The sequence below is a fragment of the Acetobacter pasteurianus genome (genome assembly GCF_009914215.2).
GTDB classification, from domain to species: Bacteria; Pseudomonadota; Alphaproteobacteria; order Acetobacterales; family Acetobacteraceae; genus Acetobacter; species Acetobacter pasteurianus.
Map to the genome: position 1 here is coordinate 410,101 of NZ_CP039845.2, position 13,108 is coordinate 423,208.

11 protein-coding genes are annotated in these 13,108 nt (G+C 45.3%); 4 read left to right on the top strand and 7 right to left on the bottom strand.

Annotated elements, in window-relative coordinates; all coding sequences use genetic code 11:
- The first annotated feature begins 116 nt into the window (after nucleotides 1–116).
- Nucleotides 117–854 carry a hypothetical protein gene (locus tag FCN51_RS01850; RefSeq protein ID WP_160255912.1) on the top strand — a complete coding sequence of 246 codons (738 nt, stop codon included), beginning with the start codon at nucleotides 117–119 and terminating at the stop codon, nucleotides 852–854.
- Nucleotides 855–920: 66 nt separating this feature from the next.
- On the opposite strand, the gene FCN51_RS01855 is transcribed toward FCN51_RS01850, so the two are convergent.
- From FCN51_RS01855 to icmT, 3 genes are read right to left on the bottom strand one after another with little or no spacing between them, the layout of a single operon-like run.
- On the bottom strand, nucleotides 921–1,271 hold the full coding sequence (locus FCN51_RS01855) for a hypothetical protein (RefSeq protein ID WP_160255913.1): 351 nt from the start codon (nucleotides 1,269–1,271) through the stop codon (nucleotides 921–923).
- Between the two features lie 34 nt (nucleotides 1,272–1,305).
- Nucleotides 1,306–1,647, bottom strand: coding sequence for a hypothetical protein (locus FCN51_RS01860; RefSeq protein WP_160255914.1), 342 nt, complete (start codon nucleotides 1,645–1,647; stop codon nucleotides 1,306–1,308).
- 4 nt (nucleotides 1,648–1,651) lie between these two features.
- Nucleotides 1,652–2,017, bottom strand: coding sequence for an IcmT/TraK family protein (gene icmT, locus FCN51_RS01865; protein ID WP_099540246.1), 366 nt, complete (start codon nucleotides 2,015–2,017; stop codon nucleotides 1,652–1,654).
- Between the two features lie 227 nt (nucleotides 2,018–2,244).
- On the opposite strand from icmT, the gene FCN51_RS01870 reads away from it, so the two are divergent.
- Nucleotides 2,245–4,686, top strand: a complete 2,442-nt coding sequence (locus FCN51_RS01870; RefSeq protein WP_160255915.1) for a DNA topoisomerase — start codon at nucleotides 2,245–2,247, stop codon at nucleotides 4,684–4,686.
- A 557-nt stretch (nucleotides 4,687–5,243) separates the two neighbouring features.
- Here FCN51_RS01870 and FCN51_RS01875 read toward each other — a convergent pair.
- Nucleotides 5,244–5,588: a hypothetical protein gene (locus tag FCN51_RS01875; RefSeq protein ID WP_124296370.1), complete on the bottom strand. Its 345-nt coding sequence runs from the start codon at nucleotides 5,586–5,588 to the stop codon at nucleotides 5,244–5,246.
- 87 nt (nucleotides 5,589–5,675) lie between these two features.
- On the opposite strand from FCN51_RS01875, the gene FCN51_RS01880 reads away from it, so the two are divergent.
- Together FCN51_RS01880 and FCN51_RS01885 are read left to right on the top strand one after the other, a co-directional pair.
- Nucleotides 5,676–6,131 (top strand): hypothetical protein, encoded by a 456-nt coding sequence (locus FCN51_RS01880; RefSeq protein WP_160255916.1) that lies wholly within the window; start codon nucleotides 5,676–5,678, stop codon nucleotides 6,129–6,131.
- A gap of 118 nt (nucleotides 6,132–6,249) precedes the next feature.
- Complete coding sequence (locus tag FCN51_RS01885) at nucleotides 6,250–7,287, top strand: thioredoxin fold domain-containing protein (protein WP_160255917.1); 1,038 nt, start codon at nucleotides 6,250–6,252, stop codon at nucleotides 7,285–7,287.
- 869 nt (nucleotides 7,288–8,156) lie between these two features.
- Here FCN51_RS01885 and FCN51_RS01890 read toward each other — a convergent pair.
- The 3 genes from FCN51_RS01890 to FCN51_RS01900 form a co-directional block, all read right to left on the bottom strand.
- Complete coding sequence (locus FCN51_RS01890; RefSeq protein WP_160255918.1) at nucleotides 8,157–8,714, bottom strand: contact-dependent growth inhibition system immunity protein; 558 nt, start codon at nucleotides 8,712–8,714, stop codon at nucleotides 8,157–8,159.
- A gap of 2 nt (nucleotides 8,715–8,716) precedes the next feature.
- Nucleotides 8,717–11,980: an endonuclease toxin domain-containing protein gene (locus tag FCN51_RS01895; protein WP_236661147.1), complete on the bottom strand. Its 3,264-nt coding sequence runs from the start codon at nucleotides 11,978–11,980 to the stop codon at nucleotides 8,717–8,719.
- Between the two features lie 329 nt (nucleotides 11,981–12,309).
- Nucleotides 12,310–12,705 (bottom strand): hypothetical protein, encoded by a 396-nt coding sequence (locus FCN51_RS01900; protein ID WP_160255919.1) that lies wholly within the window; start codon nucleotides 12,703–12,705, stop codon nucleotides 12,310–12,312.
- Nucleotides 12,706–13,108: the final 403 nt, after the last annotated feature.

Here is a 13,108-nt window from a genome sequence, read left to right on the forward strand (position 1 = left end):
ACAAGGAAAAATATGTCGTGTCACTTGCATGCATCACAAGTTACTTATGACTTTAATAAACTAGCTTGGTTTTATGAGGTAATCTGATGTCTAGAACCGGATGGCATGATGGTCTGATGATAACAAAAAGCTTTCTTGATCGTGCTCGACATGAAGGCAAGACCATTGAGGCTATGGCTCTTACGGCAGATATTAACCCTAAAGATCCAGAAGGCATGAGACGTTTTGCCTTGTGGATATCCCTGGCTGATTACGGGGTTAATTTTGATATTCCAGAAATGGTTGCCCTTCGAATGGATGATTACATTTCATCTCCTGCAGATGAATATGGATCCACCAGACCGGCAGATAAGCAGACCGCTCTTTTGGTCGCATTTATGGAAGCCTGCACAGAAAGAGAAATGGACTTCGCTGAGGTTCGCATAGCTGCCGGCCTTCCTGACTCTAAGCGGTTCAGAAGATGGATTTCTCAGGTCAAGGAAGGCGTCACTCCCCGTATTCCAGAAGAAACAAGACTAGCTATGTCAGAATGGATAACGGAAAATAATATTTCTGTACCGCCTGATATTCTCGTTAACAGAGAAATGGCTGGTGTTAGGGATCTTGTTCTCGCGGCACACAAGATCAATGAACCTGAGCCAACCCAAACCCCTTTACCGAAAATCAAATTTTCTAACCTCTCTGGTGAGACCAAATCTAAGCCTCACACCAGTTTGCAGGAAATGACTTTAGGAAGCCCTGATAGGGAGCCGATCAATGAGGAAAGACCGGTATTCTTTACATCTAAGGAGCTTAATGAGCCCATCACAAGCCACGATGAGGGGGCTGAATTTCAGCTATCTCTTGGCTTATGACCCATCCCAAATTTGCCGAAGCAAAGCCCTGTCCTTCAGGGCAGGGAGATTGTTAAGTGGGGATGTTTAGCCATCATTAAAATCAATCGCATCAGGCGGACGAAGAACGTACGAGGGTTTTTCAGGCACCATCCGGGAAAGATCCGTATTCTGTTTCTCTAAACGATCCTCTTTCCCCATCCCTGTTCTTTCACGAAGCCAATCCTTTGCACCATCCATCATGTCATCGATATGATTTGTTAGTATTACGCGGATAGGTGAATCAGGACCTGCAAATTTATCAGCGATTTTATAGCCTGCGAAACAAATTACCCCACAAAGGATTAAAAAAGTTGGGGCGCCAATCCCTCTGGCGGCCTGCCTCGTTTGATTCCGATCACTAAGATAAGGATCACTCCTGCGGATATTCCGAGACATCGGAGACTTTCCCCTGCTTCTTAAACTGAGCAGATTAGTAAGGTATTTGCAGGTCAGCGGCGTCCTCAAGGAAAATCGATACTTTCCCTGAGTGGGTCACATCATCCCGAATATTACTATCTGTCAGCTCAATGGGTGGCTGATTCTGCTGGGTAATAACATGCGGTGATGCAAGGTTAGGTATCCTCACACCACTTTCTTCTTGTGTTCGACTTTCATTAGACGGATTTTGTGGGGTGATTATGGCCTGTTTCTGCTTAACATGACTTACAATAACTGGCTCAAAAACAGGTAAAGACCTTTGCTGTGGCACTGTTCCAGAGTAAGGCTCAGTCCAACCAGACACAGGAGGGATAAAGATAAGCTTTCTAGACATATCTTTATTGAATTTTGAAGCCCAAAGAACTTAAAATCCGCGCAAAGAAATTCCCTTTTATTTCTTTTTCTTCGACTTTTTCTCGGATATTTTTATCAAGCTCTGCGATATCCATATCAATCCAAGATAGATTGCGAGAAGTTTGTTTACGGACGCGCCCAGCAATTCTTGATCTTATGTACCTCATAGCAGAGGCAAAATTCATTTTATATCGTATCTCGACCACCCAGATTGTAATTAGGGCGAATACCATAATTGTCAGGGTTAGCTTGCGAAAAATGGGCAACAACGGAGGTAATGCAAAAAGCGCAACGCGGGCGTCTAATTTCCATATCCGTGGGCTTCTGAATGTTTCTCGCCACTGAGCCATATCCCCTCCCCAAACGTATTGAATCCTACTAACCTGACAGGTTCTCGGCAAGACAATGTTTTAAAGAGATATTCTCTTACCTGCTTAGACTGAAGCCATTTTGACCTTTGTTCTAAGGTTTGATTTTTTTTTCGCTATCCTTGTTTGAGTTTTATGCCGTGTAACTACTCCAGGATCTGCCGGGAATGCCTTCGTTCAACAGGCTTGTAATAGCAGAAAAGCCCACAATGGCCGAAGATATCGCAAAAGCTATTGCGGCCATGACTGGAGCTCGTCCTGAAAAGAATACCTCAGAAGGGTGCTGGGTGGTCGGTGAAGACCGTGTGGCATGGTTATATGGCCATTGCTATGATTCAGCTCCTCCAGAAGAGTATAACCCCAAATGGAAAAACCGCGATATTGAATTCTTGCCTATTGATGTCGGTTTTTCTGATTGGAAGATTAACATAAATAAACCTCCTCCCCCAAAAGATGGTAGGCCCCCTCTCAATTATGAGGCTACCGTTCGCAGGGTGAGTAAACTCGTATCTCAAGCGACTACCGTCATCAATTCTGGGGACGCAGGCCGCGAGGGGCAACTGCTCGTTGATGAACTTCTTAACGAGCGTGGATTTGATGCATGGGGGCCGAACACACTCCGACTTTGGTGCTCCTCTTTATCGAAAAATGATCTTATTGCTGCTCTGAAGGTGATGAAGCCCAATAAGGAATACTACAACGTTTTCCTTGAAGCGCGTTCGCGACAGATAGCTGACTGGCTTTACGGCCTAAATCTCTCACGCCTATACACAGCTTTAGCCCGACAACAGGGATATGACGTAAATATTCGTGATGGTCGGGTGATGACCCCCATATTGGGCATGGTCGTGCGCCGAGATCTTGAGCGAGCAAACTTCAAGCCTGTTAAATTCTTTGGATCAGTTGGGCATTTCAAACATGAAAATGGCGAGTTCAAAGCCAAGTGGCAACCGCCAAAGGGAGCTGCATATCTTGACGCTGAAGGCCGAGTTCTTGATCAGAACGTTATCAAAGAGCTAATAGCAAAAACCTCTGGCAAGTCAGGCACAATAACGAGTTTCCAGAAGACCAGAAAGAAAACCTCACAGCCCCTCCCCTTCAGCCTCGCAACTCTTCAAATTCTATGCTCGTCTCGTTTCCATATGTCTGCAGATGAGACCTTGGGAGTGGCGATCAAGCTTTATGATGAATACAAAATCGCCAGCTACCCTAGAACATCCAGCCAGTATCTCAACAATGCACTAGCGGAAGATATTGTGCCGGCAGCAATGAAAGCCGTCAGTTCTTGCTCCGCTTTCAAAAGCCTGGCATCTGGTGTTAACCTGAAAATCAGATCTCCTGCATGGAACGATTCAAAGGTCACTGACCATCATGGCCTTATCCCTCTAGGTGCTCTTACAGAGGAAATATACAATAAGCTGCCTCCTGACGTGAAGCAGGTCTATGATGTCATTGTTCAAAGGTTTATCTGCCAATTCTACCCTCCGGCTGAAGCCGATCAAACGGTGCTTACTGTCCTATGTGAGGGAGAGACATTTGTAGGTCGTGGATCAGTTCCCGTGTCTCCAGGATGGCGGAAAGTCACGGGCAGCGCCGATGATGACGACGAGGACAATAAGGAGCCTGAAGATATATTCCCGCCCATGAAAAATGGGGATCCGGTAGAGAGTATTGGAGCGGAGCAAACCTCAGGTGAGACAAAGAAACCCCCCGAATTTACGGATGGAACTCTCATTAAGGCATGCATGACGCCTTATCTGCATGAGCCTGACCCTATCCTCCGCAAGAAACTTAAGGATGGTGGATACGTTATAGGAACTGAAGCAACCAGGGCGGCTATCATCCTTAAGTTGCTCGGTATGTCTGGTTCAGATAAAAATATGAAACAAACAGACAAAAATCCTATGCTTACGCGCATAGGCAAGAGCAAGATTGTATCCACTGAATTCGGCAGATCCCTCATAGCGTCCTACCCTGAAGAAGAATACAGCCTCGGCATGACCGCCTTATGGGAAGCCGGTCTAGGCGCCATTGGTCAGGGTCAGGTTAAGCCTCAAATTTTTCTGGACAGACTAATGGGGACTATCCGGGAGCGCATAAAGGATGCTCCCAATATCAAACTCAATCTTCGCGGCCTCCACGTTATTCAACCACTACCAGGCAATGGTGAAGAATGCCCTAATTGCCATAAGGGGAAACTTGTAACCCGCGAGTTCATACCGAAAGGCAAAAGAACCCCTGAACGTTATTTGACGTGCTCTCTGGCCAGCAAGGATGGTGAGTGCCACTATGTGAAGTTTCAGGAAAAAGAAAAGCCAAAGCCAAAGCCAATTGCTGGAGACGGACAGCAATGCCCTAAATGTCATAAGGGGCATTTGATCACCAGAGAAATTTCGAAACCTGGTCCAAACAAAGGAAAGAAATTTCTAGGGTGCTCAGAAAAGGAATGTGATTTCACAAAGTGGCCAGATCCACCTCCCCTTCCGGGTACTGGAGACGCTTGCCCAAAATGTCATAAAGGGAAAGTCGTCACCCGTGAACGAAAGCCAAAAGCAGGTGAAAAAACATCAACGGATCGTCGCTTCCAATGTTGTTCAATTCGTGAATGCGACTATGTCAAATCCCAGAATTCATCTCCTAAAAAGCGCTGAAATGCACTAATTACCCCAACCTAGCCCAACCTAAACGTCAGAGCAGAGGTCGATTATGCAAGATGTTAAAAGCCCCCAACTTATGGTTAGAGGGCACAAATCCAAACCTGTGCGTGCTCTTACTGAAAGACAATTGTCTGTTTTGGCGGCATTGAAACGTGTCCTTAAGTCCAAACCCGAAAGTGAAGGATGCACTAGATTTGAAATTTCGACAGATCTCGGGTTTAGGACGCCAAGGACCGGGAAAAAGCGTTTGTCGGCCTCAATCGTGGAGATGCTTCTTCAAAGTTTGGAGAGACATGGATTGGTTTCGAAGACAGAGAACGCCGAGGGGCAGACTTATTGGTATCAGGGTCATCCGCAGACTTCTGATAAACAGTGTTAGATCGCTTAAGCATTGCCGATCTAATCTCGTTACCGCTCTGCGGAGGAAGTCTGCACACTTGTTTTTCCAGAGATGCATGACTTCCCGCAATTTGGCGACACACACAAAGGTGCTGCCATTGGATTTGAAGAATATTTTGCTCTAAAAAAAACAATCAAAGGCTAAAGATGCGTTAAGGAGAAGGTGCATCTAAAGGGGAAGCAAACGGCTCCCAATCCCCTTCTGGGTCCACATCCTTCAATTCGGAGGGGATCGGTTCATTTTCACTTTGGGGCGCAACAGATATTGTTGCACAAATATACCCGCAACCAAGAGAGTCTGAATCAACCTGCATATTAGGTGATTTGCAATCAACACCCAATGAATGGGCCAGCATTTCTGACCCAAATCGCATCGTGTTTTCAAGGTCGGTCAAAAACATCCTTGCATTCTTCTTTTGTTCCTGTGTTGCGTCCGGGCTATCAATCATTTTCTGACAAACTCCAGCCAAGTCAGAAGGTGTAAGAACCTTTGCCATTATCGAAATCCTCCATTTCTCATTCTTTCTGAACACAGGATGATACTGGCATCACTTTGATGCAAAGAACAAAAAGGGATTACTACAATGGTATCGAGAGCATTCCCTACGCAATTTCTGCTCCGTCTAATGGCGGAAGGAGGATTTAATGCAGGGCCGATCCCCGCTGGTCTGGCAGTGTCATCGCCCCGAGATCTGGATAATGGCCTGTCTCAGATCGTGTACCTCATTGATCCTTATTCTTCAGATGAAGAGCAGGATCAGTCTATTGATCGATTTGCCATAGAGGACGCAGGGGATGTCTGGCCTATGATGCAAGGCGCATTAGAATTGCCCAATCTTCCAACTGACGTGCCGGAAATCAAACGTCTCATGGATGATTTTGATATTTCATGGCAGGCTCGCTCTTTCGCCTTTGCCACTTTTATTCCTGTGCCTACAGAAGATGATAAAATAAGTCAGATAAAAACCTTATTGGCAACGCAGCGTATGATACTTTTCCTTACAACTCTTAATTCGATATGGTGGCAAGGCCAATCCTGATGATTTGGCCAGTAAACCTTCATGCAAGGCTAAATTTTGTCTAAACTAAATCTAGAAGGTAAAAATTAGCTTTGAGATGGGATTTCGTTTCCATCCACAAATGGCAAGGAATGATAGATTGAAGTCCAAACGTATAGGCCTTTTGGCCGGTCTCGCCCTGGCTGCTACTTTTTCATTTGATGCCTTTGCGGACACTGTCCCATCTGCGGGTTCGGAAGGACAGGTTAATACTTCCAATGTGCCCGCCGGCAAGGATCTTGTCTCTCCAGGACTAGCTTCCAGGCTAGTGTCAGAGGATCCTTCCAAAACGCCGCAATTTATTAAATACCTTCTAGATAGAGGTATGTTTCTGACCTCATTACCTCCGACAATTTCTGGATTGGAAGGTTATACGGTAGAGGATAAGTCAGGCCGTGATGTTATTATGTACATTACACCTGACGGTAAAAGCGCAGTAGTGGGAGTGATGCTGTCTGTTGGCAACGGACTGACAAATGGTCAGCCGGAAAACGTAACGGCTATACAGTTGGCATCACTGAGGGCCAGACTTGTGGCGGCGAAAGAAAAAGGTGAGACCAAAAACCTCCCCTCAGACGCCAAACAGGCCATAGACAACAACATTACACCTGTATCGGCTGTTTCTGTTAATGATCCGTCATTAGCCAAGCCGTTTATGACAACTCGTAAGGCTTCAGATTTCCAGTCTGAAATGGAAAAGACCAAATATCTTTCCATAGGTTACAATGGCAAACCTGTGTTGTGGTTTGTTGCTGACCCGCAATGCCAATACTGTCATCGCGCCTGGGGCAAGATCTCCCAACTCGTCATGACCGGAAAAATCTCAGTTAATGTTATTTTGATCGGCGCACTTCCGGGGTCTTCTACTATTGCCCGTGATATCTTGAGTCGTAATGACCCAGGTGAAGCTTGGATGTCTGGAGAAGGCAGCACGGATGATGGTTATCATCCATCATCCCATAATCCTTCTGGAGAGGCCGCTTCTAAAGCTGATTCTTATCTAGCTGCGAATATGGCTTTCGTTAGGGCTGAAGGTGTTAAGCGCACACCATGGATGGGATATGTCGGAAAAGACAAGAAAACAGTCTATACTCATGAGGGGGCTGATCAGATCGAAGCTTTTCTATCAGGTATTTAAACAAATCTGGGCGCCACTGGCGCCCTTTTTCATTTCAGAGCGTTATACCAACCGTTGATTGCCACAATCCATGAAGATCTGAGGATCTATTGATCGCTTTCGGCTCTAAGAGATTCCTGCGATTCCAATGGGTAGAAGCAATAAAAGATTGGGATTATGGATGATACATGGGCAATCTAGGAATTTCTGATTGATGCGGTTTGCCTCAAGGCATGACGCAGGCTTGATCTGTTGGTGAAAAATCCCCTGCTGCAAGTGGTATTTCGTTTTCGTAGTGTCGGATGAATTTTTTGCAAATATGAAAATTGGGGCTTTTGGTGGTCATACTCGTGCCCCAATGTGCACAACATTGATTCGACATTGGCAGCGTATGAATATCCTTCCTCCCCCCCCTCCCCTTGTTGTCACCAAGGCTTTTAGAACGGATGCACCTTGGGAATCATCAGAGTGGACATTCTACCCAAACTGTCTGAGGGATGAACTTACGAGCGTGAGCAGGCAGACATGGGCGCTTAAGCTAATCTGGCACAGGTCGATTAAATTCGTCTGGTCACGATCTGACAAAGTCATAGATATCCTTGCAGATATCCACAGGCATCTGCAAGTCGTTCGCCTCTCGACATGACTTGGCATGTCGCGGAAAGGTGCCTACACCTATCTGATACGATTTCTGACAAAGAGCCTTATTGTTGAACTCACGCATTGAGCAGCGCGGCGATTATTCACCCTGAAAGAGCTTGAACCGTTTCGCAGGATTGTAATCTCTCCCAAAAAATCGCTGCAACATGGCTGGAAACGCGGGCAGCATCCGACCTTTGCAGACGCTACCTACGGTTGCCCCTTTATCTGGAAATTTGGTTTGGCCGAGATCAAGGAAACAGTGGTTCCGTAGATTTTCCTGGTCCTTCACACTTGGCAAAGGCTTTCAATACTGTCTCTCCAATGTCCTTGTCTGGAGCGTCGATTGGAACAGAAAAAACACGGCCCTCATTTCGGTTTGTGGGCCACGCCGAATGTGCGCCACCACGGGAACTTTTTGTGCTTAACAATTCGATATCTTTCGTCAACTCAAAACGCCATGCTGCAGCTACAAGGTCAAATTTTTTCCAAGCCACGTCACGGCTTTTGTAACCATACGATGCTGTAATTTCATCCCAGAAAGCTAGCCGACGTTCGTTGGATGCTGCTTTCATGGCGATCAGTGCGTCCCCATTAACAGAACCTCCATCGATGGGAGTGAAACTCTCACTGGTTTGAAGAGCGAGACGAACATTCTGTCCGATCCACTCAGGCGTGACGTCTCTTGGCGCATGAACAATATGACCTTTCCGAGAAAAATACATACCATACCATACCTCTTCGGACTCTATGGAAATCCATTTATCCGTTCGACGGATGCTGCAAGTCTTTCTTCGTATCATAGTCATGATCAGCTTACCGTATCAATCTGGATTGAAATTGACTTTCCTGTTTGTTTGGGAATGATGTCGTTAGCTCTGTGATATGCACGGCAGAGGGCCTTCCATTCGTTTTGCAGTTCTGGTGTCATTTCTGCTGGGTCAGTAATATAGGGAACACCTATGTTGAGCGTATATTTTTTTATGTCATCTTTGCCAAAAGAAACGAAAGAATTGGAGCCAATTTTCGATTGATCATAATTATATCCTGCCATTTTATAAGCGCTCGCCATGACACGGGCAGCAACTGCTGTGGGGTTTTTTTGATACCATGGCAATTGCAGGTCGATCGTCTTGTCACTAATTGCATTACCGTCTTTTTCGTCCCAATGATCAAAGGTGCGCCAGTTCGATTTTTCGTTTTGAAGCCAAACAACACCGTTCGGATTTTGCGATGGATTAAGCTGATTCTGCACCCAAGCTTCATATGGCAGCCCTTGATCGTCATTTCGGCCACCGGCAGATTTCCACTGAATTCCGTTATCTTTATAAGATTGACTCCAGTTTTTACCGTTTACAGTATCAAAGGTTTGATTGGCAGGCTTGATATCGTTCGCGTTGCTGATATTGGTGACAATCGATTTGGCGCTGCGAAACTGAACAGGGTCGCACACTTTTGAGTTATCTTGTTGTAAATCTTTGATCTCAACAATAACGGACTCTTCATCAATTGACGCAGCAAAAGAATTTACTCCGCCAACAGTCATCAGTGTGCGGGTTTCATCAATAGTAGCACCAGATTCAAGATACGGATTAGTCAACAGATTTGCTTCAAGTCCAACAGCCTGATTTGGTGAGGAGGCAAGATTGTTAACGAGATCCTGGAATGACACAGACACGGATGGAGTATAGGCAGCAGCTTCTGTAGCGAGTTGTGCTGCTGTCTGGTTTTGGACGGTCGTGGTCCATGCATAGGAGAGGTTATAAAGCGCTGTGCGCGCGGTTTGGAGTGTCGAGCTGTCTGGTGGGAGTTGTCCCCAATCTGCATAAACATCATCAATCACAGATTGAGCAGACGCAGAATTTACAATTTGTTTGAAAACATCATCTCGGCTTTCACCGTTCCCCATAGCATTCTGAAAACCAGCAAGAGTCGCATTATCTATAACCTGCCCATTTACAAATGCATAAGCAGATTGAAGCTCTGTTGTAGATTCTTGATTGTGTGCTTCTATCTGATGCAAATCCTGCATGGATTTTCCATTGCGCATCTCTGCACGTGCCCAGTCCTTTGTGGCCTGATCAGCATCATGACCAAAAAGTGTCTGCTCGCTGTAATTAATTGCCCAGTCTTCGTTTGGAAGAGAAATCAATCCATTACGAATATCAGACAGAGTCGTCTGCCCGTTCCCCAGCGCATTCATATTAGTAGTCAAAAAATTCGCATCGGTGCTTTCACTAGCTGCACGATACTGAATATCCCGTAGTGTCTGGAGCAGGGTTTCTTTCTCGCGGTCAGAATGTGCTTCTATCTGATGCAAATCCTGCATGGATTTTCCATTGCGCATCTCTGCACGTGCCCAGTCCTTTGTAGCCTGATCCGCATCATGACCAAAAAGTGTCTGCTCACTGTAATTAATTGCCCAGTCTTCGTTTGGAAGAGAAATCAATCCATTACGAATATCAGACAGAGTCGTCTGCCCGCTCCCCAGCGCATTCATATTGGTAGTCAAAAAGCCCGCATCTGTGCTTTCGCTAGCTGCACGATACTGAATATCCCGTAGTGTCTGGAGCAGGGTTTCTTGCTCACGGCCAGAATGTGCATCGATATTGCGTACATCTTGTATCGATTTTCCTGAGTAAAGCTGGCCACGGACCCAGTTGATCGTATTCTGATCTGCATCAACATTATAAAGGCCATGCTCATACGTGTTGATAACACCCACTTCCCCTTGAGAGCCAATCAACCCATTTCGCACATCTGTGACAACTTCCTGCTTCTGTCCTAAACGATCCATATTTTGCTGTAGATAAGTCGCGTCTCCACTAACACTTCCTGTCCGATCTTGAATGTCATGAATAATCTGTAATAAATTCGCTTGCTCACGGCCAGAATGTGCATCGATATTGCGTACATCTTGTATCGATTTTCCTGAGTAAAGCTGACCGCGCACCCAGTTGATCGTATTCTGATCTGCATCAACATTATAAAGGCCATGCTCATACGTGTTGATAACGCCCACTTCCCCTTGAGAGCCAATCAACCCATTTCGCACATTCGTAATGGTATTTGTGCCATTTCCCAAGTCGTTCATGGTCGAGGTCAGAAAACCAGAATCTGTGTTTACTGTAGCTTGCCTATCTTGAACACCGCTTACAACGCTCAGGATATAATTTTGAGCTACTTGAGAATGGGCTACCTCATTACGTATATCTGCTAATGATGTCTGTTCACCAGAAAGAGCGTTAATATCATTCTGCAACGCAGTATTATTGATAGGTTGATTTAAAGTATTTTCATAAATTGTATTTAATTGATTTGTCGTTTCCTGAGAATGTGCCAAATCGAACGTAATCTGTCGCATGGCATCATCCCAACCCTGCTTGGGGCCATTGTAGGGACCCATGTGCTTGGTATCATGCTTCACACAACCATAAACAATATCACCATATTGATTGCTTTCTTGCGCAGTCAGCGGGCGTCCTAATATTTGTTCGCCAACATAATCTGATTTATCATGAAATTGTTCACGTGCTTTATGCGCAATACTTCCCGGTGTGTTGGAACCACCAAAAAACAAACCAGCAATTCCCATTGCCCCACCAACAACTCCCCACGCAGGATTGGAATATGCTGGCTGATACACATCGTAACCGCTTCCCCCCACGCTTCTTACCATTGCATTCAGAGGCATTATGGCTTCTTGATTGATAGTTGGAGTGGGTTCGACAAATTGAGCTTTATCTGGCGAAAGGAATTGCAAATCATGCGTTTTATCTAAATTTAAAGAAGTGTCATGAATATGCAAATTACTATATTTATTCACATCATCCTGAATACTACCGTTAATATGCTCAAACGACTTCTCAATTGTTGAAGCTATTTTGTTCCATCCATTGTCAAGTATCTTTTGTGTGACAACGAATGCATTTTTTTCAATATCACTGACCTGATCCAAATTTCCAAGAAAATGGGTATGAATTTCTTGAGTATTTCCAATTCCACTTAAAAAACCAAGACTCTCTTGATTATCATTATGCTTCAATACAACCGGAGAAAGATAATTGTTATCCATTTTAAACGCACACTCACAATTCCAATTTAAAGTGCTGTGGTTTATATCACCCTCATTTAAAAAGACCATACCTAGGCAGGATACGCGGTCAGTCGTGAAATTCCTTGTGCTGGTTTTGTTTCTTCTCATTAAGAACGTTTAATCGATTTCAAATCGAAAAGCATGAAGCCACTTCTGAAGTAGTCGACAGAGTTTCATTGTTACTTTGGCTATCTGGCATATTGTGTTGATGGAGACGGTATGAGTGATGATCTTCGGGAGCGGGTTCTGGAAGATGGAGTTGCAGGGGGCGCCAGCCCTCTCGATTGCGGCGCGGTTCTGAGTTGGGATTAGACAGCGATCCGCTGGCTGCGTCGGGAGCTTGGGAACGGTGAGCGGCCGCCTCGTCGCCAGGGCAAGCCACGCGGGTCATGCTGGACGCGCACGAAGCCTTTATTACCGACATGATCGAAGCACAGAGAGCCATCACGCTCAACGAGATGATGGCGTGCCTGCGAAGCGAATGTATCATCGAGTTTGGCCGCCTCCTCGATTTCAAAGCTAAGCGCTTTTCCTTGCCCATCTTTTATCGCCTTGACTTTTGTGTTGTTGGCCCCGCAAGAGAGGTCAGACAGGCCCTTCAAGATGATCTCGCTATTCGAAATATACCTTTGTTTGGGATCTTTCGCCGACTTGTGGTGAGTCCTAAATGTTTGTAATATCCAGAAACCGATTACCAACGTCATTCAGGTTTGTTCCTGAACACGTGAGAGAAAGCATTCCAACACACAACTTCACCCATCGAATCAATATCCTGTCACTCGCCTGTTAGGCGGATTGGTTGTGTGCATCTCTATTTCGCGTCTATCTCGTGTAGCAGATAATGTGACTGCATCTTATCCTTTAGACGAACTGCCTTTATTAGAGATTCTCGATTCCCTGATCGTAAATATCTCCCACGTGAAAGTGCTTGTTTCGCCTCTTTTTTCTCTTCAATCCCACTTCCATATAATACAGCAATAGAAAATTTTCGGCGATAATTAGGCCATAAAACTCAATCAATTCTAGTCCCTTGCATAGTTATGGTTATTTTTTTCTCAGAAGAAGATTTTTACATTTGCCCACGTCCTTGATGGGCATCATGAATCG